The organism is Lysinibacillus sp. TE18511 (genome assembly GCF_054062295.1).
This window is the reverse complement of sequence record NZ_JBSSFD010000012.1, coordinates 55,400-78,628: the sequence shown is the minus strand read 5'-3', so window position 1 is coordinate 78,628 and position 23,229 is coordinate 55,400. Positions and strand designations below refer to the sequence as shown.

Sequence of the window (23,229 nt, the reverse complement as noted above, 5' to 3'; positions counted from 1 at the left end):
CAAAAATGAGCAAGACGTTTATTAGCGTTGCATAAATGACAGTAAAAGAACCTTTGGAACAAGGGAGTTAGCTCGGCTGTCTTAAGACTAATTCGGAAGCTATCAAAAGTAACGACTAACCGAGAAACATAAATGGTTACGAGTACGAGATAAAAATTAAAGGTAGATGGGGTAATGCAAAAGTATATGGGAATCTTGATAAAAAGTCAGGTCATATAATCTTCTCTTACCTTGATAAAAAACATAAATAAGGGAGGCGTCTGCTATTTTAGACATAGAACAATTTAGAAGTTTTATAGAACAATGGAACATTGAGAAACAAACTATAGAACAATTTTGGATTCAATTAAATAATTATATGTCTGAGCAGGATGAGGAATTTTATTCGATTTTTGGAGAATTTATGCAAACAGATGTGGGCTATTATATAAAAAAAATTTCACTTGAATTGAGAAACTTCCCTGAGTTTGTTAATCAAGTGGTTTCATACTTAAGTATAGATTATAAGGGGGAGAATGTAGGAGAATTCAGGTTATATTTTACTTTAGATGGGGAAATTTCTGACTTTGAATTAATTATGTATTAGTAAAATAAATTTTAGATAGAAAATTAACATACTTATGCCATTGATAGTGATTTTTATCAAGGGCATCTTTTTTATGTAATAAAGATAGGCGTACAAATTAAACGATTTACTATAGCAAAATATAATAGAAAAAAATATTATGGGAAGACACCAACAAGTGTTGTGCGTAAACAAGTTTTAAAAATGGATAACAATATTTGTAAATATTGTTCGGGTAAAGCAAATTTAGCAACAGGTCATAATCCTTCTGTAAAGCAACATTACTATACTAGAGGTTTTGGAATGTCACCTAAAGCTAGAAAAGCTTGGGCCAACAATCCTAACATTTTGAGAGCTGCTTGCAGATCATGTAACTCAAGTAAAGGGTCAAAACATTTTCCAACTCAATGGAGACTAAGGTTTTAATACGAGATTGATTCAACATGTATGTAGAAAGGCGAAATAAAAAAGCGGCGGGACATAACTGGTCAAAACCTTAAAAAGCGCGAGAAAATCAATTTTAGAAACGTTGATTTCTCGCGCTTTTCTGTTGTGAATTTTTTAATTTTGCTTTGAAAATATACTTATGACCAAGCCTCATTCTGTCGTTTGCTTATGAAAAGAGGAATTATACATAATGATCCAAGGAGAATGAACAGAATTAAGGTGTTGATTGGATTATCTTTTACAATTGTATCTTCTTTGTGTTTTTTTTCAAATTCTTTTACCTCTTCTAGGGTCTTTACTTTATCATTTGGAATAAATTCATTTTTATTTACATCATAGTAATAGAATCCGTGTTTGTTAAAGGTGAAAAAGTCATCTAAAAGCGTTTTATATGAACTTGAAATCATTGCTAAGTTCACTTTTTCCATATCAATCACTGTTTTTACATATTTTTCACTTTCTTTTTTAAACAATTCTTTTTCTTTTTTTAATAAGTTAGCTGCCTCACTTTTTACTTTTTCTACATCTTGCAGTGTTGTTGCTTTTTTCAATCCCTCTTCAATAAAGGCTATTTGTTCCATTTTCATTTTTTCTTCAAATTCTTTTGTTTTTTGCTCTAATAATGATTTATCTTCTCTTTCTGTTTTAATCAGCACCGTTTTTGTTTCTTGTGCTACTATTTTGGCGGAGTCGTTTTTGTAATTATGAATTTCATTTTTGTTTTTATTATTTACTGAATTCAGATGATCTTCTGTAACGATTTTTGTTGCCATGCTGGCAGATGAAAAAACGATACTCAATAGACATACTGACAGTCCGATCACACTTAATTTTTGTATAAATTTCATTTAAATCACCCCGTTTTTCCTATTATTATCCACATAAACCCCTTTGCATTTTATCTTTTTAATTCAAATTTTTTCTATTTTATGATGGATCAAGGAACTATATGAAAGAAAGAATTTTTCTTAACCGAAGAACAACTAATGCGTTCAGATACATTAAGACAAAAAATAATTTGGTATGTGAACAGGGGAGGAGCGGAAGCATCCTCTTTAGAAATTCAAGATATATTACGCTTGATAATGCATTCTTTCCGTTAATCAAAGCTATATCAGAAAAAGACAAAACTCTTAACAACCACGCAAAAAAGTTACTATTTTGCTAATGTCTTTTCATTTTAACTGATTGTAGGGTAGGGCACTTGAGTGCTCCTGTCGCTTCGCTTTCATCGCAGAGCAAAGCTTCCCACAGGAAAGCGAGTAGCCTGTAGTAGAAATCTGTCTTGGTTAATCAACACACCTGATATGAGACAGTGATTAAAAGTGAATCAGAGCAACTATTTGAAAATCAAATTAATTGATGAAACTCTCTCATTCATTTATTGATCAAAATATCTAAATAGGTTATATGATTACAAGTAATGAGAAAGTAAGAGGAAACGAAATTTTCAATAGGGGGTAATCAATGAATCAACCTTCAGATGAAGCATTTAAAAATATGCTTAGGTTTTTATTAAAAACTAGTGTTCCACGGCTAATCGCTAAAAGAATTAATAGAAAGAGAGCAATAATAAATCATCTAAATAATTATTTGCACTTGCTACGGCAGGTGTTTTTATGGAAGGGGAAAATAAAAAGGACTGGGTTATTATCCCAATCCTAATTAATAAAATATAAACTACCCCCAGCAACTTCATTTTATATAAACCGTATTCTAGCACTACAAAAAAGGAGGAGCCAGACTAAACAATGTCTGACTCCATACGTACATAACCTTTTAAATCATCATAAAGCTCTAACGTAAATGAATTAGAATCGGCTTGAGGGCTAACCCCTTTTTGAACAAACACTAGGAATTCGTCAATCGCTTTTTGTGCACCTTCAACTTCAACTTCTATTTGTTCATGTTTGTTTAGTTTGCAATAACCTTTTAATCCCAGTTCAATCGCTTTTTGTTTAATAAAAAAACGGTAGCCAGTCCCATAAACATCTCCGAAAAATCTAATTAGCGCTCGCTTTTTCATGCTAAAACCTCCTAAAAGTTAAGGGGAAAGAGTTCACCCTGTACTTAGTGCATAACACGTTCTTTTTCTAAATATAAAATTAGATTATTGATGAAGTAGAGTACCTGCTTAGAAGCTTGGTCTACTTCTTTTAAATGAATTTCAGCCTGTTGAATTTGACCAGCTTTGTGAGCCTCCGCCGCTAATTTTGCAGATTCATGAACACGTATATGATAGGCGTCTAATTCACGATAGTCTTGTAAGTGTCCAAAACGTTCTACAGAGCGTGGAGATGAATACCATTTACCTAGACGACATTCTTTATGAGAAGAAACATCACTTGGCTCTACGTTTTCGAGACCAAGGAACATGTTATAAATTCGCCATTTCCATAAAATATGATCTGCTTTTGATAATTGTAAAAGCGCAATAGATGATAGCTGAACATTATTGTTGGCAATAATATCATTGCGGAAACGATTAATTTCTTTTCCTAATAAGTGAATATCGCTAGAAGTGTTATGACTATACTCGCGAATATCATCCTGAAGACTAGAAATCTCAATCATTCTTGTTGAAACTTCATCTATTGCAGCTGCTTGTTCTTGAGATATTGCAGCTGTATTTGTGACATCCAGATTAATATCTTCAATAGCACTAACAATTGCGTTTAATAATGGTAACGACTCTTTCGCTTCAACTGTTGCTTCTTTAATAATCTCAGTCGTTCCCGTAATGGAGTTTGATACATCGTTTGAATAACTTTTTAAATGATGAACATTTGTAGTAACCTCGCTGAGTGCCGATACAGTTCCCTCAGCAAGTTTGCGAACTTCCTGTGCAACTACAGCAAAACCTTTGCCATGTTCACCCGCACGGGCAGCCTCAATAGAAGCGTTCAAAGCAAGTAAATTCGTTTGATCAGCAATTTGGTTGATTAACGTTACAACATGTTCAATATCATTAACCCGCTTTTGCAATTCTGAAAAGGATTCAACAATACTTGTGAATGTCTCTTCTGTTTTAAAGATTTCAGATAGGGCATGCTCAATGGCATTTTTTCCTTGTACAGCGTGATCAACAGATTCAGTTGTTTTCTCAGAAATACGAGAAGACATTCGAGCAACTTCATTAATAGAAGCGGCAATTTCTTCAGTTGCTGCGGTAGAGGATTGGATTTCTTCATTTTGTTTATCTAAGCTAAATACTAAATCTTTCATATACATGATTTTAGCGTTGACATCCATTAAAGAAGAAACCTCAGCAACTACATTTTCAATAATTCTTTCCGTTAATACTTCAACAAGTAATTCCTGATCGACATTGACAGCTGATTGAAAAGATTTCATATATTCAAAGGCTTTATAAGGTTTTAAACCAAAATTATGTAAAATGTATGTAGTAATATAAAATGCGAATTGATTGAATACGACAATTAGTTTACCAGGCTCGTACTGATTTTTTCGGAATAAGTTGAAAAATTTAACGGTTTCATCCACATATTCATCATCGCGAGTACCTAAGAAAAATTGCGTTAAGTATCGGTTAATATATTCCTCACTAATCGTTAGCTGAGAGGTTGGGGAAATTTCACTTAAATAATTATGAAAAATAGCATTCATAGAAGGTGTGATATCTTTTAACTTATAGTAGAGAGTTTTTAAATTTTCCTCATCTTGAGAATTAAAATGGTTAAATGCTAGTGTTTTATTGAAACGGCCTGTTGCATGTAAATTTGTACCACGCTTTAATAATTCCTCAAGCTCGGCTTTAGGTCGAATACTTGAAAACATAAAAATATACCTCCCAAAAATAATGAATAATAAGGCAATAATAGCATATTTCAGGGGGTTTTAATAGACATTTCAGATGTCTTTGCTAAAATGAAAATATCTTATTACAGCAGGGAATGTGGCAAATATGTATACAATTATTTACATGAAAGCTGATTATGAGCCTTGGTGGAAATTCGAAGGCTGGGAGACTTTTATCCAAACAAATGAAACGTTTGAAACGGGAGAGCAATTTGAATTGGCATTACAAAGAAAGTTGCAACATTTCCGATTAAACTATGACAATGAGGCAACTAAAGATGGGGGATTTTGGGCCTTCTGGTCAGAGGAAGAAAGTGTTTTTTGCGAAGCCTGTGATGATGATGTACAAATATATCATGGTATTATTGCAACGAAATCTGAGGAATTGAAATAAAATTTCGAAATTAATTAAAAAAACAATTTTCTTTATTTGACAAAATTATGAATGATGGTTATACTTAGGTTAACAATTTAATTGCTTCACCGGAAACATGAATTCACATATTACAAAAAGTGATCGCGTTAGTTCGGTACTCTTTGTAATATGTGAATTTTTTTCAATCGCTGAAGAAATTACATATTGTTCACTTTTATTTTTTGGAGGTTTTCTTAAATGAAACAAGGTACAGTAAAATGGTTTAACTCAGAAAAAGGTTTTGGATTCATCGAAGTTGAAGGTGAAAACGACGTATTCGTACACTTCTCAGCTATCGGAGGAGAAGGTTTCAAAACTCTTGACGAAGGTCAAAAAGTGGAATTCGAAGTTGTAGATGGCAACCGCGGACCACAAGCTGCTAACGTAACTAAACTTTAATTCTCAGTAATTAAAATTACTTTCGTTAATTTAAAGACATCCTATGTAATTAGGATGTCTTTTTTTTGCATTCTTTGAATGTTAAAGGGTTAGAAATCTCTAATTTTGGTTAAAAGTATAAAGATGTCATTCTGGACTTTTAGGAAGCTTGCATTATGCTCGTAGAAACAAAAGGGACGGATAGAATCATCGAACAAATGGATAGAACGTTAGAGGGAAAAGGAGTCACAGGAACGTTTGAGCAAGCCTCGAATTGTGCCTTTCCGCAACATTTGATGTAGAATCAAGGAAGTGAAGGAGGATGAATAGATTGAATACATCAACACAAATTCCTAGTGAACAGGAGCAGCAAGATTTTTATAAAAAGCTACGTGCTAAATTAGTTTCTTATCTCACATCAAAATCCGGGAAAAAAAGTAAATTCACACAATATTTAATGTTTGTGCCCGATTTATTCCACTTATTAGTAAAAACTCTTACAGATCCTAAAATTGATAAGAAAAGTCGTGCCTTAATAGGTGCTTCAATAGCATACTTTGTCATGCCAGTGGATTTTTTACCAGAAGGGTTACTTGGATTTGGCGGATATTTAGATGATCTTGTTATTGCAACCTTTGTTGTTAATACCGTGATGAATAAATTAGGACCAGACGTTATTGAAAAGCACTGGACTGGAGACGACAAACTTCTAAACGTCCTTCAAAAAATTGCTGAAGTAAGTGATGAGGTTACTAGTAAAATCCCGGTAAAATCAGTTTTAGCACGATTTATAAAACACGAAAGTAAAGATCTCGAATAATTTTATTATGTAAACTATAATAAAGCTGCTTGTCTTTTTTAATAGAGGACAAGCAGCTTTAAACTGTTATTTTAATTTACGCTGTAACACTTCAACAGGAACAAATAAGCCCACACGACCATATGGATCCTTTTCTATCGTTGCAAAGACGATTCCGATCACCTCACCATCAGCATTTATGACAGGGCTCCCACTATTTCCTCGATAAACAGGGGCCTCCATCATCATAACAGGTTCCTGCCAATCTTTAAGATATGTTGATTCAAGTAAAGTTCCTTCATTAGCAATGCCTGTAAAAGCTAGTGGATTGCCAATGAAATAGACATGCTCATTGTTACCATAGTTAGGATCTTCTGCAAGTGGAAGGGTTGGTAGCTCATCACCAGATACTTGCAATAACGCTAAATCAACATCTGGGAAGCTTTGTAGTAACTCAGCTTCCATTAATCCCTCCTCAGGAAAAATGACTAATAATTTTTGAGCATCCTCAACAACGTGTGCATTCGTTACGATAAGACCATCAGGTGAAATGGCAAAACCAGTGCCTTTACTAGAGCCTGTAAAGATCTCTACAACAGCCTTTTTATATGTTTGTATATCTTCTTGTGCTGATAGCCGTGCAGACACCTTTAAAAATTCAATAGCTGGGATGGAGTAAATTTGAAAGATAAGTGCAAATGTATTCAAAAACAACACAAATGCCATACTCCAGACTATCCATTTTACAATCGGTTTTTGCTTCTTTGGCTTTTTACCTTGCTGACGTTCTTCTTGTTCTTCTGCTAACGCGTTTTGTTGTTCAGCGAGGACTAGCTCAATGAATTCTTCTTCCGTCAATTCATCGTCAGTTTTTGATTTATGTATATCATTCATGAAAACTACCTCCTTACTCAAAATGAAAGACGCCCAAGCAGGACGCCTGTGAATTATATTTTATTCGATTTTTTGTAAGGTCGAAGTTAGGACAAATGCTTCCTCGGTATTTGTCACCATCGTGTCCTCTGTACGAATAAGGCCAATGTTTTTTACAAAATATTTCGTTGTTGCTAGTGTATCTTCGGAGTGTGTTAGCTGAATAACATCATGATAGACAGTTGTTCCAGTAGTGATAGAAGCCGTAGTCGATTGAATTGTCCAACCATTAAAGTTATTTCCTACTGTTAAAGGTTTTTGCAAAATTGTTTCGAGTACTGGAAAGGAAGCAGCTTCTTGTGCTGTAGGGAGGGTGGGGTTAGCGTCTACAGCTTCTTTATAGACAAGCTCAATCGCTAGATCCGTAATCCGGTACACCTTTAAAAGTGTGACACCGCCGTTATCTTCCACTTGTGCGATATGATTTGCACCGATGTAAGTTGTTTGAAGTGTGAAACTAGCAAATTCATTCCCTTCACCTTGAAAAAGGGCTGTTGAACCATCTGGTGGGAAAAAGGATGCGAGTTCGGCTTTTTTGTTAGTTTGTTGTTCAACAGGCTGTTTGACTTCAGGTGTTTTGTCTCCCACGTTATGTTTAGGCTGATCCTCATGCTCTGTTCGATTTTCTTCACTACAACCAAAGAGTAATACTGCAAGAGAAAGTACGACTACATTAAGTCTCATATGCAAACTCCTTCAGCTATTTTCTATCATTATACGCGAAGTCCATAAGTTATACGAATGTTATGAAAACCAGTTTTCTAGAAAGGTAATCTGTTTATTAGTTGAATCGACGCGAACTCGTAAGCCGATGGGCATGGCATGAAGGGGATGCGTGTGGCAGCAATCAACATCAGCGATAATAGGAATTCTACGTCCATCTAGCTGCTCTAGCAATACATCATAAGGCTTTCTTCCGGAACCTAAATCATCATATTGTTCATGCTTACCTAAGATAATTGCAGAAGCTTTGTCAAAAATGCCGTGTAGTTTTAGCATGGCAAAGTTTTTCTCAACAACAGCAATAGTCTTAGATGTATCTTCTAGAAGTAAAATATCTCCTTCTTTAATTTGAGGGAAATAAGGTGTGCCAATAAAGCCGTACATTGTATTAATATTTCCACCTATTAAACGACCTTCCGCTATACCGGGTTGGACGGTAATCCATGAGTTAGGATGCTGTGTTTTTTCAGTCGTTCTTTCTAACCAATTTACTCGGTCATCTGTCCATATTGGTGGGATTGGTATGTCATAAGGAATCGATAATGAACGTAAAAACAAATCTTTAAAATATTGCTCTGTATAATGGACAAATGGTGGAAATTCACCAAGGGTAGAAGCTACAGAAGGTCCATAAAAGACGGGAATACCAGTCTTTGCATACATCGCTAGAAGTATGGCAGTTACATCAGACAAGCCAACAAGTATTTTGGGGTTGTGCTGAAAGGCTTCGTAATCTAAATAAGGGAGCATACTATTGGCGTTTGTACCACCCATAGTTGGTAAAATCATTTTGATGTGGGGATCACGCAGTAGGGCATTAAGCTCTTCTGCTCGTTCCTTTGGCGTACCGGAGCGATAAAAATCTTCTTTTCCAGTTAAAGAACCTTCTTTTAATGTAAAGCCAAGCGCTTGCAGACGCGCCTTACCGCGTTCATAGCGAGCCTTAGCAATAGCTGTAGCTGGTTTGGAAGGCGAATAAATACCAATGATATCGCCTTTAGTTAATGGGGAAAACATAAACTACCTCTTTCTTTTAAACTTATTTCTGCCGATTCCGGACGCAATTATGCAGAGGCATAATTGCTAATAAGACAAAACTATTATACATGATTTTACAATTTTGTGATCGTAGACTTGAACTTTTGTAAAGAGCGGTAAAAAGTAACTGGAAAGCATTGTTATAATAGAAATCAACATAATTATATTATGTCAACTCGAGGTTTGAAACTTGTAAGCGTGTTTATTATTTAATATGATAGAGAAGAATTTTTATGAAAATGGGGGCGTTTACATGTATCGACAAGTAGATGATTTTATTAATGAATGGTCAGCCGCAGCACAAGGTACGATTCAAGTATTAAAAGCTGTAACGGATGACAAGCTAGAGCAAAGCATCGTGGAAGGCCACAGTACATTAGGTTGGTTAGGCTGGCATTTAGTTGGAGCAGCAGGTTATTTTAGTTACTTAGCTGGTTTACAGGTGCCTATGACTCGTCAAGAAGATCCAATTCCATCTACAGCTGCTGAAATTGTAGCTGCCTACGAAAAAGTAGCAAATAGTGTGAAAGAGGAAGCAGCAAAGTTTTCAAATGAAGACTTAGTAGAAGAAGTAAAGGGCTTTACTGGACCAATAGCTAGAGGTGCATTATTACGTGTACTAGTCGATCATCAAACACATCATCGTGGACAGATGATAGTGCTCCTACGTCAAGCGGGCTTGCCAGTACCTGGCGTATTGGGACCAACGAAGGAAATGCAATAACAGAGTAGGCGGCAGATAGAATTATTTCGATCTGTTGCCTTTTTTTATTTGACACTTACCTACTAGTAAGTTAGTATGGTGCCATGACAAATAGAAAATCTCAAATCATAGAATTATCCTTAAAAAAAATCCAAGAAAAAGGCTTCTCATCATTTAGCTATGATGATTTAGCAAAAGAACTTGGCGTTACCAAAGCTAGTATTCATTATCATTTTGAAAAGAAGGGAGATTTAGGGTTTGCCGTTTGCGAAAGGATTCAACAAGGACTGGAGGAAGCTTATTCAGCTATTAAACATTCATCTACCGATCCTAAAGAAAAGCCTTTCGCATTTATTTTACAAAGGGTGAGGTTTATCGAACTAAACGATGTTTGTCCGATTTCTGCATTGCAGGCAGACTATAATTATTTACCCGAACAAATACAGGAAAAAATTCAACAGCTTAGTCAAATGGAAGTGAATTTAGTAGTGGATTTACTACATGAAGCAAAACAAGAAGGGGCATTACAAACTACTGATGATTTGAAGGGGCTTGCCGTACTACTGATTTCCAGTACAAAAGGTGGGCTACAGTACAAGCGAGTCTTAGGAGAAGAGTTCTTTTCAAAGCTGTTAGAAGAATTGAAGGAACAATTGAAATAGTGAGTATCAAAACTTTGAAGGAGTGTTGTGAATGGTAAGAAGAGTAGTTGTAACAGGATATGGAGTGGTTTCCCCATTAGGAAATACAGTTCAAGCGATGTGGGACAATATTAAAGTGGGAAAGTCAGGTATTCAAAAAATTAATGCAGAAGGATTCGAGCACATTAATACCCAAATTGCAGGTACTATTTCAGATTTTCAGGCACAACACTATTTAGATAAAAAGGAATTAGGAAAATATGATTTGTTCGTCCAATACGCTGTAGCAGCCTCTCAGCAGGCTTTAGAACAAGCAAATTTAGATATGAATCGTGTTGATAAAGAGCGATTTGGTGTTTATATTGGTTCAGGCATTGGCGGCATTCAAACGATTTTAGATAATCATACTGCCATGACGGACAATGGACCACGAAAGGTTTCGCCATTTATGGTTCCGATGATGATTAGTAATATGGCTTCAGGGATCATCGCCATAAAGACTGGCTTTAAAGGGCCAAGCTTTTCACCCGTTTCAGCTTGTGCAACAGGCAACCAGGCTATAGGTGAAGCCTTTTTAAATATTAGACATGGGTATTCTGACGGCATTTTAGCTGGAGGAGCTGAAGCGCCAATTAATCCTCTTAGCTTTGCAGGATTCTCTCGAATGAAGGCGATGTCTACGCAAAATGATGCGCCTGCAAAAGCTAGTCGACCATTCGATAGCAGTCGGGATGGCTTTGTAATGTCTGAAGGGGCAGGGGTTCTGTTATTAGAGGAATATGAGCATGCGAAAAAACGTGGTGCTAACATACTTGGAGAAATTGTAGGCTATGGATCGACGACAGATGCCTATCATATTACTTCTCCAGATTATACTGGTGCAGCGAATGCCATGAGACTGGCATTAAAAATGGGCAATATCGATGTAACGGATGTCGATTATATTAATGCCCATGGCACAAGTACACCTGAGGGAGATAAATCTGAAACAAATGCAATCAAAAGCGTATTTGGCGAACATGCTTACAAGATAAAGGTAAGTTCTACTAAATCCATGACTGGCCATCTCTTTGGGGCAGCTGGTGGCGTAGAAGCTGTCATCACTCTTAAAAGTGTGAAGGAAAATATCGCGCCACCAACCATCAATTATGACACGCCAGATCCAGCATGTGATTTAGATTATGTGCCCAACCATGCCATTCACAAGAATATCAATGTAGCACTATCCAATGGATTTGGCTTTGGAGGACATAATGCTGTTTTAGCCTTTAAAAAGTTTAGTGAAAATGAGGAATGAAGCGGCTTTAAAACTTAGCTGTCAGTAATAGTTTGAATGAGGTACAGTGAATTGCGAGAGAAAAAAATTCGAGGCGTAAAAAGAAAAATTAACACAATGGTGAAACGGATAGGAGACTACACCTTGGAGTTTCCAGAAGAGTTTTATCATGATTATTGGCATTTACACTTGCCAATTGCCTATACGTTTATAAAGTCTAGTAAAACACCTTTTAAAGTGAAAAAGTTTTGCATTCAAACACTTTTAGAAAGTGCTCAACGTTTGATGCAAAACAAGCCGAATGATGAAGGGAACTATCGGGTAGTAGTGGCAGTTACTTTACCAGAAATGTGGAATTCTCAAATAATTATATTTAATAATGATCAATATTTTAAAAATTTCTTTCAGAGAAATGATCAATATCAAAAATGGCATCTTCTTTCAGAGGAGAGAAATCTTTTTAATGAGTGGGACATTAAAATTCCTAGTAATTTGAATGTTTTAGGATTTCAAGAAATCATATCGGATGTAGACGACTACCGTTATGAAGGGGAATTATGGTTTATCGGTGAATTACATCAATGGAATATCAGTAATTAAAGAAAATATTCTTCCATTATGAGGAATCTATTTGTTGAATATAATTAGAATCAGCATCACTGTAATACTAGTGGTGCTGATTACATTAGTGGAGTGATGAAGGTGAACATAAGAGAAGCTACAATTCAAGATGCACAAGGTATTGGTAAAGTCCATGTTGATAGTTGGAGAACGACGTATAAGGATATTATTCCGGATCATTTCTTAAATAATCTTTCATATGAACAGAGAACAGAACTAGCGAAAAGGAATATTTCAAAAAAAGATAATCACATGCTAGTAGTAGAAAATGAATTTGGAGAAATAGTTGGCTTTGCTGATGCCTCGACTAGAGAATCAAATGTTGTACCATATTCAAGCGATTTAACGTCCATTTATCTATTAGAAGAATATCAAGGCAAAGGGATTGGAAAACTTTTATTGAAAGAGTTATTTATGTATTTTAAACAGAAAGGGTATCAGTCCATATTTGTAGAAGTATTGGCAGAAAATAAAACACGTAATTTCTATGAATATTATGGAGCGGAATATGTTAAAACAGTGCAAATTACTATTGGTGGGAAAGTATTAGAAGAATTTGTTTATGTGTGGAATGATATGGATAAGGTGTTAGAAAAACTAGAATAAGAGGGCTTTGTAATTTATTGATTTTGTTATATTCCCCTATATACGGAGGGGAATATAACAATCAATTAAACATGGAGATTCTCTTTTTTTAATAACAGGCCATCTAAAAATATTGAAATAAAGCCTTTACTTTCTTGCAATAAATCGAAATCCTTTCCAAAAACTAGCCAGTCGTATAAAGAACCTCGCATACAACGAGAAATATAAATAGCAGTTTGCTGAACGTCTGTTTGTACGGATAATTCACTATCATCAATAGCTTTTTGTATAAATGTGTGCAGGATTTTATAGAGTTTGCGTTCGGAATGGGTAAAGAAATTTTCTTCGTTTTCAATTAAGCCACTTTTGTAAACGGAACGCATTAAATCCATTCCTAAATCCTCTTTTAAATACTTCATTTGTGCCTCAATTAATGCAATCACCTTTTCCTTGAAGCAAAGATTTGCTGGTAGTGTCGTTATATTTTCGCGACTCAAGGTACGTTTTTCTCTGAATTATTTCCAGCGAATGTACGATATACGGGGCTATCCTTTGGCTATCAAGTCGCTGCGGCTATAGTCGGTTTCGGACCTATGCTATGGACATCTTTAGCAACAGAATATGGGGCATCACCTTATTTATTCGGTACATTAATGATCGCGGGACTCCTTCTATCACTGCTACTTGCCGTATTTTCACCTGATACACGTAGAATCACACAATATGAAGAACCTGTTGAGAAAGTACATGAACATGAACAGATGGTAGATGTTCCAGAAAAAGTAGCGATGACATCGACAAAGTCATAGATTATTAATGACAAACGATCCTGCTTTTAAGTAAATATTAAGAGGTGAAACAAATGGAAAAAGAAGTGGCAATCATTACAGGGGCTGCAAGTGGTATTGGACAGGCAATTGCTATCGCTCTATCAGAAAGAAATATATGTACAATTCTAGTAGATAAAAATCCATGTACAGAAACGATTCAGCAGCTTACAGGTGATTTCTTTGAACATAATGGTGATATCAATAGTGAAGCCTTTATCGATGAGGTCATTACGAATACAATCAAGCATTTTGGCAAAATTGATATTTTAGTAAATAATGCAGGAACGTGCGGTAGAAGTTCATTGGAAACAATGACACTCGAAGAATGGACACGCGATATTTCGACAAATTTACAGAGTACCTTTTTATTTATTCAAAAAGTAGTGTATCCGCATATGAAAGAACAAAAATATGGACGAATTATCAATATTAGCTCTATTTCAGGTATGAATGGCGGTGCAATTTCTGGGGGCGAAACAGTGGGAAGATCGGGCCCAGCCTATGCAGCATCAAAAGGTGGCATCATTGCGTTAACCAAATGGGTTGCAAAAGAAATAGGGGCCCTTCATATCACATGTAATTCTGTTGCACCAGGGGCTACTGAAACAGGCATCACAAAAGGTGTCAATTACGAAATTAGCAATCAGCCGATTAATCGTATGGGGCAACCAAGTGAAATAGCTGCTGCCGTTGCTTTTTTAGCAAGTAAAGAAGCAAGTTATATTACAGGGCAAGTGCTTGCGGTAGATGGCGGATTATATATGTAGGAAGGATGACAATCTATGGAAGCGGGGAAGTAGTGATTAAAAGATTGAAGGTACTAGTTACTCAAATACAATCATTCATAGTTCAAAATGATTCATTTACTTCATAAAATAACAGGGTTCTCCTTTTTGAATAGGAGAACCCTGTTTTGTACATTAGTTTAAGCCTTGGCTATCTTTCCACTCTAAGAACTCATCATAAGTTAATAGTTTATCTAAAATTGTGCCGTCTTCACGGATTTCGATGACACGGTTCGCAATTGTTTGGATGAACTGATGGTCATGAGATGTGAAGAGCATCGCACCTTTGAAGCGCATAAGTCCTTCGTTTAGTGCTTGAATAGATTCAAGGTCAAGGTGGTTCGTTGGTTCATCTAGTAAAACAACGTTTGCTGTGGCAAGCATCATTTTAGATAACATACAACGTACTTTTTCTCCCCCTGATAGTACAGAAGGGGATTTCTTTACTTCCTCACCAGAGAATAGCATACGACCTAAGAAGCCGCGTAAGAAGCTTTCTGTTTCATCATCAGGAGAGTATTGGCGTAACCATTCAACTAATGATTTCTCTGAACCTTCGAAGTATTTATCGTGATCATTTTCAAAGTAACTTTGAGAAGTTGTTACGCCCCATTTGAACGTACCAGCATCTGCTTTTCTTTCATCCATTAAAATATCAAGAAGAGCCGTTTTGGCCATTGGATTACCAAGTAAAATGATTTTATCTTCTTTGTTCATTGAAAAGCGAATATCTTTAAATAGTGTTTCGCCTTCATTACTTGCTGTAAGACCTTCCACTGTTAACACATCGTTACCGATCTCACGTCCAGTTTGGAAGTTGATGAATGGATATTTACGGCTAGAAGGTTTAATGTCGTCAAGCTCGATTTTATCCAACATTTTCTTACGAGAAGTCGCTTGGCTTGATTTCGAAGCGTTCGCAGAGAAACGTGCAACGAATGCTTGTAGCTCTTTAATCTTTTCTTCTTTCTTCTTGTTTTGGTCTGCCATCATTTTTTGTGCTAATTGGCTAGACTCATACCAGAAGTCATAGTTACCAACATATAATTGGATTTTAGAGAAGTCTAAATCCGCGATATGCGTACATACTTTATTTAAGAAGTGACGGTCATGGGATACGACAATAACCGTATTTTCAAAGTTAATTAAGAATTCTTCTAACCATTGAATTGCTTTTAAGTCAAGGTGGTTGGTAGGCTCATCTAGTAATAGAACGTCTGGTTTACCAAATAGAGCTTGTGCTAATAATACTTTGACTTTGTCAGAACCTTCAAGGTCAGCCATTAGCATATAGTGAAGCTCGTCGCCAATCCCTAACCCGTTTAATAATGTTGCTGCTTCTGAGTCAGCTTCCCAACCATTTAGGTCAGCGAATTCACCCTCTAATTCAGCAGCACGCATGCCATCCTCATCAGAAAAGTCTTCTTTTGCATAGATAGCGTCTTTTTCAGCTTTTACTTCCCAAAGACGTTTGTTCCCCATAACAACTGTATCTAATACATTGTATTCATCGTATTCAAAGTGGTTTTGTTTAAGGACTGATAAACGTTCGTCCTTACCCATTGATACGTGACCTTCTTGTGCTTCAATTTCACCAGAAAGAATTTTTAAAAATGTTGATTTACCAGCACCATTTGCTCCGATTAAACCGTAGCAATTTCCCGGTGTGAATTTTATATTTACGTCTTCAAATAGTTTACGATCGCCATAGCGAAGACCTACATTACTTACTTGAATCATGCAAGTTCCTCCTTTTTTTCACAATGCACCTAGTATATCATGAAATATGTTCCATAGTCTATAAACATTATTAAATCAACGTTTGACGTTATATAAATTATTTACAGTACGAATTACACCAAGATAAACCACGATAATATTATGCCTACGATTCAATACACTGAAAAGGTATCATCAATGTAATGTAATAAAAAAGCACCTTACAAAGCATGTACGCTACTATGTGTGCTACTGAATCGGTAGTCTCTTTGTATAATTACAGTACATTCCATTTATACTATCGTGTAGGTGAATGGAGGTGTTGACTAATGGAGTATGAATATACAATGAAGTTTTACTTTGACGAAGGTCGTGAAGAAGATTATAAAATCAAGACGAATATTGAACAAGAAACATTTACAGAAGAAATGTCGAATAGATTCAATGAGATGGCCTGGTATTCATTTACAGAGACAGAAAATTATAAAACGATTTTAATTAGTACGAAAGATGTTTATAAGGTAGTAGTAGAAAAAGATGTTTTAACATTTGATTAATCCAATGTATTTAGTCACATCCAAATCAGGTGTGGCTTTTTATTATGTATTGAAAGATCGAGTATGAATTAAAAGGGTTTTCGTTCCTTTAACAGATGCACATATAGCAAGTAATGTTTCGCCTTAATTTGTTAGCGTAGCATCAAACAGTTGGAGCTGTTTAGGCATTGCTCCTAAGTCAGCAAATATTATTGTTTCTGTGATTGTGTCCATGTCATGCAATCCGGGCAGTACATTAGTGCATATAAAAAAGCCACTTATTGAAGTGACTTAGAAAAACTAGTAAGAGCAACGCTGAGTCAAAATTGTCTTTTTGTTGAATTATTGCGTTGTACTTTTTCTAACAAAAAAAAGAAAAATCAGTTGAAACAGTACAACAACTATAAATACAATACCCAAAATAGCAAATGATATCATTTTAATTTCTGGCGTTTGAACTACTCCTGCAGCATCAACTTCCCTTACTCCTATAAATATTGCTCCAACAGCAAAAATAATTAGCCACACAATATTTATAGCCCACCACATGATTTTAATAATAAACATCCTCTTTCTATAATTGTATTTGGTTTATCACCATAAATTAGAGTTGATTTCCGTTCCAGCGGGGCACTTTCTAGGGGCTTCCAGTAATCACTTTGGAGAAACCAGGAACGAAATCACCGCGCATTCTAAAATTTATACGCTTAAACAAATATCACCTTCGACTTTTGATGACGAATCGCAGTGTTTTTTCTTTTTTTTCCTTTTATGGTTTAATTATAATTCTCCTTCTTTTTATTGGCAACGAACTAGAGTCGGTGCTACCACTCAGCCTTAAGACTGATTTCCTTATCATTACAAAGATAAATGCAAAAAACAGACAACCAATAGTAGTTATCTGTTCCTTAATCTTAAATATAAGAATGTGAATGAAATACAGCCCTAATATAATCTTTCTTTTTGTGTATATTTAATTAAATTTTACCAATTCTGAACTATTTGTGTAATAATTTTGAAGGAGGGGGAATTTTACAAATAGTCTGACTGTAATGGTGAGTGGAGTAGCTTGTGAGAAATAGGGGAGTCACTTTATTTCGAAATACATATAGTTATTATGATAAGTATTTCTACAATATTATCAAACAGACGAAAAAGAATGATAATAAAAATTTTAAAGAGACCTAAATATTTGGAGGATAAAATGAAACTGAAAACAATCGCAGCATTATTCGTTATGTTACTTTTAGCTTTCAAATTTGAAGTAGCTGATGCGAGCACATTTAAAAAAGTTAAAATTGTTGAAAATACTTCATCACCAGTTGAGGTATATGAAAAACCTGATGCGAAATCTAATGTATTAGGAACTGTAACACTAGGAACATTTGTAACATTTATTAGTGATTGGCATAATACTTTCTATTCTCGGGTAATCTGCCTAGATGAGGATGGGAAAATTATTGAAGGCTATATTCTTAGTTACTACCTTAGTGATGCCCGGCACGATATTAAGGTAGCTAGTTCTAAAGGTGGTTTAGTCGTTAAAGAAACACCATCTTTGGACGGAAAAACAGTTGCGACACTTCAACATAATATGGTAGTGAATGACTTTGGCTCTGTAGGAGATGGATGGTCATATGTACAATATGGTAATGTTATTGGTTATGCTTCTACAAAATTTATGAGTGATTCTAAGCCAATAACTAAATATGTATCAAAAAGCGGGCTTGTTGTTAGAAATATCGCTAGTACTTCTGGAGCTAGAGTTGGAGAACTTTTTAAATACGATAAAGTTTCCGTTCATTCTACTATTGCTGGTTGGTCATATATAACATCTTTGGCTTATGAGGGATATGTTGATGCTTCACAATTAACTTCTGAAAGATGAATCAAGAAGTTTATCAAAATCTAAACCTTCTGAATGTGAATATTATACATTTGGAAGGATATGAAAAAAGCACGATCGTGGTGTGGATGGGTTTGTGATAGAAAAAAATTAGTTACCTATAATTCGGTAGCTTTTTTTGATTGGGGGAGGTCCCAATATCATTGTGTAAATGAACTAGGCGCTCATAATAGATGAGTACCTAGTTTTTTTGTTGTGACGACTATTAAAAAGTTCACTTCTCACTCATACCTACAAAACTTGCCCCGATTAGTTCTTGCAAGACTTTGCTATTCAAGCACCCGAAAATCCTCGATATAGCTAGATGACAGCACTTTTCTAATCCAATTCTACGTTAACTCGATAGAACATCATGAAATATGTTCCTACATCGATAAACATTATTGAATGAACGTGTATCGTAAAATTAATGATTTGTCCTAGTTTCTTGTAAAATGTTACTGAATCAACCAATTTTGGAAACTATTTATGTATAATGAATTTGAAGGAGGGGAATTTTAACAAAGTCTGACTGTAATGGTAAATGGATTGGCTTGTGACAAATAGCTGAGTTACTTCATTTCGAAATACGTATAGTTATTATGATAAGTATTCTTACATTATTTTCAAACAGACACAAAAAGAAAGATAGCAAAAAATATACTAGACATAAATAGTAGGAGGAAACAATGAAACTGAAAACAATCGCAGCATTATTCGTTATGTTACTTTTAGCATTCAATTTTGAGGTAGCTGATGCGAGCTCATTTAAAGAAGTTAAAGTTATTACAAGTTCATCTATAGAAGTATATGAAAAACCCGATGCATCCTCAAAAGTATTAGGAACTGTGACAGAAGGAACGCTTGTAACACAAATCAGCAAGGGACATAATGGTACATTTTCACGTATATCCTATCTAAATAGAGATGGGAAAATAGTAGATGGCTATATAGCTGATATTGCACTTGATGATGCTCTGTACGGTATTCAGATAGCTAGTTCTAAAAGTGGTTTGGTAGTGAAACAAACACCATCATTGAACGGAAAAACAGTTGCGACTCTACAACATAAAATGGTTGTGAAAGACTTCGGTTCTGTTGGAAACGGATGGTCATTGGTACAATACGGTAATGTCATTGGCTATGCAACTACAAGTTTTATGAGTGAATCTAAACCAACAACAAAATATGTAGTAACACAAGGTCTTGTTGTTAGAAATATCGCTAGTCCTTCTGGAGATAATATCGGAGAACTTTCGAAAAACGAAGAAGTTTTAGTTCATTCTACAATTGCTGGTTGGTCATTTGTAACAACGCCACTGTACGGAGGTTATGTAATAGATTCACATTTAACTTCTAAAAATCCATCGGCTAAAACTAGTAATGGATCAAGTGGCTCATCAACACCTTCAAACGGAAGTAAGTCAAAATATAAAAATTGTACAGAACTTCGTAAGGATCATCCAAATGGAGTAGGTAGCGATCACCCAGCTTATGAAAAAAAGCATGATCGTGATGGAGATGGATGGGCTTGTGAAAGATAGAAAGAAACTGGGACATAAATAGCCAAAACCTTAAAAAGCGCGAGATATCAATTTTAGAAATGTTGATTTCTCGCGTTTTTCTTATGTGAAATTTTTTAACTTTGCTTTGAAAATTGTTGGTTTAAAGTAAAGTTTGATTAAAATATCTCGCCCTTTAATGGAATAGCTAATCTACTTCTAAAATGAAGGCATAGAAAGCGTCGCCATGAGATAAATTCTCTTCCTTATCATCCATCCACCATACGCCATATGAATAATAATAAACTCCAGGTTGTGTAGGTGCGGTAAAATGATTGTCTTTAACCATGACTTCAGTTTTCTTGTTATTACTCATTTGTACAACATGACATTTATTCGGTTTTGATTCATAGTCCATCACAAAAGTTATATTTTCACCAGATTCAACTTTTATAGACTTTTTACCCTCTAATAGTTCAACTGGTCCAGCAGTATCTACGCATTCAATTTTACCATTCCCTTGCCAACAATAAGTACCGAGCGTAGTTTCAAATTTTTTATTATCAATTTCAATATAGGCTTTTGGAGGCTTTCCTACTGACATTTCATTAGTATTTGAACACCCCGATATTGTAAGTCCAAAAAGAACTACTAAATATAAAAAAATTTCTTCATGCACATCCCCCCTAATAAATATGACGAACTCGTTAATACTAAGTTACAATACAATCTACATATTTATGGAACTTATGCCATAACCATTCTTAAGGAAGTCGAGGTCTATTAGACGACTTACAAATAGTTCGGGTTTTATTTTATTATCTATAAACTATCAGTTATTAAAAAATAAAATAATAATTCTGAATAAACCATTGACTTTAGAAAGTCGAGCATGTAAAATATTTCAAAATTACTGTTAAATTCGATGAAAAAGAGAGTAGTTTATGGTGGGACTGGAAAGCGAATTAGGGACGGTGTGAGCCTAAAGCAGGAACCATAAATGAAACGCACTTTGGAGAAGGTTCTCGAATGAGTAGTAGAGAATACCGGGGAGTCACCTCGTTAACAACGGAAAGTGGTCATATAATATGGCAACTAGAGTGGTACCACGGGATAACTATGCTCTCGTCTCTATTTTAGAGACGAGGGCTTTTTTTATCTTCATTCAGCAGAAAACGCTTATCTCTAAAGGTAAGAAATGAAAAGGGGATGTGATTCCTTTTCAGTTAGTTTCCAACCCGCTACTGAATGATGATAATGCCTCCGGACGTTATTACGCCAAGGCAAAATTGATTATATATTGGGAGGAGAAAAAAACATGCATACACAAATCGCGAAAAGCATTGCTGAGGCATTAAAGAACGAGCTGTCTGTCAATGAAATTCAACATTTACTGGAGAAACCGAAAAAATTGGACTTAGGGGATGTGGCATTTCCATGCTTTATACTAGCTAAGAAATTAGGGAAATCGCCTCACAGTATCGCTTCCGAACTTAAAAACAATATACGTTGTGAAATAGTGCAAGATGTTCAAGTAGTAGGTGCTTACGTCAATATTTTTTACCATCAGCCGATGATTACAAAACAGGTGCTTAGTCAAATAGTAAAAGAAAAAAATTTATATGGAACCCAACAGGAACCAAAAGGAAATGTAGTTTTTGATTTTTCTTCCCCTAATATAGCGAAGCCTTTTTCAATGGGCCATTTACGTTCTACAGTAATCGGAAATGCTTTAGCAAACATTGCCGAGAAAAATGGCTATAAAGCAATTCGTATTAATCATTTAGGGGACTGGGGAACACAGTTTGGAAAATTAATTGTGGCCTATAAAAAATGGGGAAATCGACAAAAAATTGAAGCTGCTCCCATAAAGGAATTATTAAAAATATATGTGCAGTTTCATGAAGAAGCGGAGAAAGATGATGCACTTAATGAACAGGCTCGTGCCGCATTTAAAGCATTAGAGAATGGGGATGAAGAGACATTAGCTCTTTGGCAATGGTTTAGAGATGCATCACTTGTAGAATTCAAGACCATTTATCAACTGCTTGGCATTGACTTTGATTCATTCGATGGGGAAGCTTTTTACAATGATAAAATGGCTGCTGTTGTGAAAGAGCTGGAAGAAAAACAATTGCTAGTGAAATCGGATGGTGCGTATGTCGTTGAATTAGACAATATGCCGCCATGCTTAATAACTAAAGCAGACGGTGCTACGCTTTATGCTACCCGTGATTTAGCAGCAGCTTTTTATCGACAAAAACAATATGACCCTAAAAAAATATTTTATGTTGTAGGGAATGAACAATCTCTTCACTTTACCCAATTATTTAAGGTTATTGAAAAGATGGGGTACAATTGGGCAAAAGACTTACAGCATGTTCCTTTCGGGATGATTCTGCAAGAGGGGAAAAAAATGTCGACGCGTAAAGGCAAGATTGTTTTATTAGCAGATGTACTGAAGGAAGCGATTGCTACAGCGAAGCGAAATATCGATGAAAAAAATCCAATGCTTGAGGAGAAAGATAGCATCGCACATCAGGTCGGTGTTGGAGCGGTCATTTTTAACGATTTAAAAAATGATCGTCTACACGATATTGAGTTTTCCATTGAGCACATGATGAATTTTGAGGGAGAAACAGGGCCATATATACAATATACTTATGCACGTATTTCATCTCTATTAGAAAAAGCAGAAGACAACGGTAACGAAGTATCTTGTGAAACATTAGGTGAGCAAGCATGGCCAGTCATTTTATTACTAGAACAGTTTCCCAATGTAATTACCAACGCTTTTGAGCAAGCAGATCCATCACAAATTGCTAAATATGCCCTACAATTAGCGCGTCTATTTAATAAATATTATGCGCAAAATAAAGTATTGGTCGATGACAACCAAAGAAGTTCACGATTAGCATTTTGTCAATGTGTATCTGTTGTTTTAAAAGAATCGTTAGCATTGTTAGGAATTGAAGCGCCTAAAAATATGTAGGCGCTTCTATATCATCGTTGTAGATGCATTTTCAGTC

The 23,229-nt window shown here is 35.4% G+C and carries 28 protein-coding genes and 1 other annotated feature; of the genes, 18 read left to right on the top strand and 10 right to left on the bottom strand.

Annotation, left to right across the window (positions count from 1 at the left end; translation table 11 throughout):
• Positions 1 to 358: 358 nt before the first annotated feature.
• Together ACVWXS_RS11560 and ACVWXS_RS11555 are read left to right on the top strand one after the other, a co-directional pair.
• Entirely contained in the window at positions 359 to 586 is a 228-nt protein-coding gene (locus ACVWXS_RS11560) for a hypothetical protein (RefSeq protein WP_456958308.1), read from the top strand.
• A 183-nt stretch (positions 587 to 769) separates the two neighbouring features.
• A complete protein-coding gene (locus ACVWXS_RS11555; protein WP_456958307.1) occupies positions 770 to 991 on the top strand; it encodes a GH-E family nuclease in 222 nt (73 codons plus the stop codon).
• 158 nt (positions 992 to 1,149) lie between these two features.
• Here ACVWXS_RS11555 and ACVWXS_RS11550 read toward each other — a convergent pair whose 3' ends face one another.
• Positions 1,150 to 1,860, bottom strand: coding sequence for a hypothetical protein (locus ACVWXS_RS11550; RefSeq protein WP_456958306.1), 711 nt, complete (start codon positions 1,858 to 1,860; stop codon positions 1,150 to 1,152).
• Positions 1,861 to 2,479: 619 nt separating this feature from the next.
• Here ACVWXS_RS11550 and ACVWXS_RS11545 point away from each other — a divergent pair.
• Positions 2,480 to 2,677, top strand: coding sequence for a hypothetical protein (locus ACVWXS_RS11545; protein ID WP_368634722.1), 198 nt, complete (start codon positions 2,480 to 2,482; stop codon positions 2,675 to 2,677).
• Positions 2,678 to 2,756: 79 nt separating this feature from the next.
• On the opposite strand, the gene ACVWXS_RS11540 is transcribed toward ACVWXS_RS11545, so the two are convergent.
• Positions 2,757 to 3,038 (bottom strand): acylphosphatase, encoded by a 282-nt coding sequence (locus ACVWXS_RS11540; protein WP_456958305.1) that lies wholly within the window; start codon positions 3,036 to 3,038, stop codon positions 2,757 to 2,759.
• Between the two features lie 44 nt (positions 3,039 to 3,082).
• The gene (locus ACVWXS_RS11535) at positions 3,083 to 4,810 is read right to left on the bottom strand and encodes a methyl-accepting chemotaxis protein (RefSeq protein ID WP_456958304.1); all 1,728 of its coding nucleotides are present in this window, start codon (positions 4,808 to 4,810) and stop codon (positions 3,083 to 3,085) included.
• A 127-nt stretch (positions 4,811 to 4,937) separates the two neighbouring features.
• Between ACVWXS_RS11535 and ACVWXS_RS11530 the strand changes: the two genes are divergently transcribed.
• The 4 genes from ACVWXS_RS11530 to ACVWXS_RS11515 all read left to right on the top strand — a co-directional run bounded on the left by ACVWXS_RS11530 (position 4,938) and on the right by ACVWXS_RS11515 (position 6,444).
• Complete coding sequence (locus tag ACVWXS_RS11530; RefSeq protein ID WP_456958303.1) at positions 4,938 to 5,225, top strand: DUF1033 family protein; 288 nt, start codon at positions 4,938 to 4,940, stop codon at positions 5,223 to 5,225.
• A 219-nt stretch (positions 5,226 to 5,444) separates the two neighbouring features.
• Positions 5,445 to 5,645, top strand: a complete 201-nt coding sequence (locus tag ACVWXS_RS11525) for a cold-shock protein (RefSeq protein ID WP_049665398.1) — start codon at positions 5,445 to 5,447, stop codon at positions 5,643 to 5,645.
• Between the two features lie 155 nt (positions 5,646 to 5,800).
• Complete coding sequence (locus tag ACVWXS_RS11520; protein WP_368634726.1) at positions 5,801 to 5,926, top strand: hypothetical protein; 126 nt, start codon at positions 5,801 to 5,803, stop codon at positions 5,924 to 5,926.
• Positions 5,927 to 5,946: 20 nt separating this feature from the next.
• Positions 5,947 to 6,444 carry a YkvA family protein gene (locus tag ACVWXS_RS11515; RefSeq protein WP_456958302.1) on the top strand — a complete coding sequence of 166 codons (498 nt, stop codon included), beginning with the start codon at positions 5,947 to 5,949 and terminating at the stop codon, positions 6,442 to 6,444.
• A 66-nt stretch (positions 6,445 to 6,510) separates the two neighbouring features.
• Here ACVWXS_RS11515 and ACVWXS_RS11510 read toward each other — a convergent pair whose 3' ends face one another.
• From ACVWXS_RS11510 to ACVWXS_RS11500, 3 genes are read right to left on the bottom strand one after another with little or no spacing between them, the layout of a single operon-like run.
• Positions 6,511 to 7,317, bottom strand: coding sequence for a S1C family serine protease (locus tag ACVWXS_RS11510; protein ID WP_456958301.1), 807 nt, complete (start codon positions 7,315 to 7,317; stop codon positions 6,511 to 6,513).
• A gap of 60 nt (positions 7,318 to 7,377) precedes the next feature.
• A complete protein-coding gene (locus ACVWXS_RS11505) occupies positions 7,378 to 8,040 on the bottom strand; it encodes a hypothetical protein (RefSeq protein WP_456958300.1) in 663 nt (220 codons plus the stop codon).
• A 60-nt stretch (positions 8,041 to 8,100) separates the two neighbouring features.
• Complete coding sequence (locus ACVWXS_RS11500; RefSeq protein WP_456958299.1) at positions 8,101 to 9,096, bottom strand: S66 family peptidase; 996 nt, start codon at positions 9,094 to 9,096, stop codon at positions 8,101 to 8,103.
• Between the two features lie 274 nt (positions 9,097 to 9,370).
• On the opposite strand from ACVWXS_RS11500, the gene ACVWXS_RS11495 reads away from it, so the two are divergent.
• The 5 genes from ACVWXS_RS11495 (at position 9,371) to ACVWXS_RS11475 (ending at position 12,964) form a co-directional block, all read left to right on the top strand.
• Positions 9,371 to 9,841, top strand: a complete 471-nt coding sequence (locus ACVWXS_RS11495) for a DinB family protein (protein ID WP_456958298.1) — start codon at positions 9,371 to 9,373, stop codon at positions 9,839 to 9,841.
• 83 nt (positions 9,842 to 9,924) lie between these two features.
• Positions 9,925 to 10,482: a TetR/AcrR family transcriptional regulator gene (locus ACVWXS_RS11490; RefSeq protein ID WP_456958297.1), complete on the top strand. Its 558-nt coding sequence runs from the start codon at positions 9,925 to 9,927 to the stop codon at positions 10,480 to 10,482.
• 31 nt (positions 10,483 to 10,513) lie between these two features.
• Complete coding sequence (gene fabF, locus ACVWXS_RS11485) at positions 10,514 to 11,758, top strand: beta-ketoacyl-ACP synthase II (protein WP_423491661.1); 1,245 nt, start codon at positions 10,514 to 10,516, stop codon at positions 11,756 to 11,758.
• A gap of 51 nt (positions 11,759 to 11,809) precedes the next feature.
• Positions 11,810 to 12,337, top strand: a complete 528-nt coding sequence (locus ACVWXS_RS11480; protein WP_456958296.1) for a DUF3916 domain-containing protein — start codon at positions 11,810 to 11,812, stop codon at positions 12,335 to 12,337.
• Positions 12,338 to 12,439: 102 nt separating this feature from the next.
• Entirely contained in the window at positions 12,440 to 12,964 is a 525-nt protein-coding gene (locus ACVWXS_RS11475) for an N-acetyltransferase family protein (protein WP_456958295.1), read from the top strand.
• A 65-nt stretch (positions 12,965 to 13,029) separates the two neighbouring features.
• Here ACVWXS_RS11475 and ACVWXS_RS11470 read toward each other — a convergent pair whose 3' ends face one another.
• Entirely contained in the window at positions 13,030 to 13,362 is a 333-nt protein-coding gene (locus ACVWXS_RS11470) for a hypothetical protein (protein WP_456958294.1), read from the bottom strand.
• A gap of 174 nt (positions 13,363 to 13,536) precedes the next feature.
• On the opposite strand from ACVWXS_RS11470, the gene ACVWXS_RS11465 reads away from it, so the two are divergent.
• Positions 13,537 to 13,752 carry a hypothetical protein gene (locus ACVWXS_RS11465; protein ID WP_456958293.1) on the top strand — a complete coding sequence of 72 codons (216 nt, stop codon included), beginning with the start codon at positions 13,537 to 13,539 and terminating at the stop codon, positions 13,750 to 13,752.
• A gap of 53 nt (positions 13,753 to 13,805) precedes the next feature.
• Complete coding sequence (locus ACVWXS_RS11460; protein ID WP_456958292.1) at positions 13,806 to 14,540, top strand: SDR family NAD(P)-dependent oxidoreductase; 735 nt, start codon at positions 13,806 to 13,808, stop codon at positions 14,538 to 14,540.
• A gap of 153 nt (positions 14,541 to 14,693) precedes the next feature.
• Here ACVWXS_RS11460 and ACVWXS_RS11455 read toward each other — a convergent pair whose 3' ends face one another.
• Complete coding sequence (locus ACVWXS_RS11455; RefSeq protein ID WP_068984202.1) at positions 14,694 to 16,298, bottom strand: ABC-F family ATP-binding cassette domain-containing protein; 1,605 nt, start codon at positions 16,296 to 16,298, stop codon at positions 14,694 to 14,696.
• Between the two features lie 308 nt (positions 16,299 to 16,606).
• Here ACVWXS_RS11455 and ACVWXS_RS11450 point away from each other — a divergent pair, with 308 nt between their 5' ends.
• On the top strand, positions 16,607 to 16,834 hold the full coding sequence (locus ACVWXS_RS11450; RefSeq protein ID WP_456958291.1) for a hypothetical protein: 228 nt from the start codon (positions 16,607 to 16,609) through the stop codon (positions 16,832 to 16,834).
• Positions 16,835 to 17,155: 321 nt separating this feature from the next.
• Here ACVWXS_RS11450 and ACVWXS_RS11445 read toward each other — a convergent pair whose 3' ends face one another.
• Positions 17,156 to 17,362, bottom strand: a complete 207-nt coding sequence (locus ACVWXS_RS11445) for a DUF3923 family protein (protein WP_402987223.1) — start codon at positions 17,360 to 17,362, stop codon at positions 17,156 to 17,158.
• A 655-nt stretch (positions 17,363 to 18,017) separates the two neighbouring features.
• On the opposite strand from ACVWXS_RS11445, the gene ACVWXS_RS11440 reads away from it, so the two are divergent.
• Positions 18,018 to 18,701, top strand: coding sequence for an SH3 domain-containing protein (locus ACVWXS_RS11440; RefSeq protein WP_456958290.1), 684 nt, complete (start codon positions 18,018 to 18,020; stop codon positions 18,699 to 18,701).
• Positions 18,702 to 19,387: 686 nt separating this feature from the next.
• Positions 19,388 to 20,242, top strand: coding sequence for an excalibur calcium-binding domain-containing protein (locus ACVWXS_RS11435; RefSeq protein ID WP_456958289.1), 855 nt, complete (start codon positions 19,388 to 19,390; stop codon positions 20,240 to 20,242).
• A 166-nt stretch (positions 20,243 to 20,408) separates the two neighbouring features.
• On the opposite strand, the gene ACVWXS_RS11430 is transcribed toward ACVWXS_RS11435, so the two are convergent.
• Complete coding sequence (locus tag ACVWXS_RS11430) at positions 20,409 to 20,879, bottom strand: hypothetical protein (protein WP_456958288.1); 471 nt, start codon at positions 20,877 to 20,879, stop codon at positions 20,409 to 20,411.
• 237 nt (positions 20,880 to 21,116) lie between these two features.
• Positions 21,117 to 21,336 (top strand) — a binding site (T-box leader).
• 182 nt (positions 21,337 to 21,518) lie between these two features.
• On the opposite strand from ACVWXS_RS11430, the gene argS reads away from it, so the two are divergent.
• Entirely contained in the window at positions 21,519 to 23,192 is a 1,674-nt protein-coding gene (gene argS, locus ACVWXS_RS11425; RefSeq protein ID WP_456958287.1) for an arginine--tRNA ligase, read from the top strand.
• Positions 23,193 to 23,229: the final 37 nt, after the last annotated feature.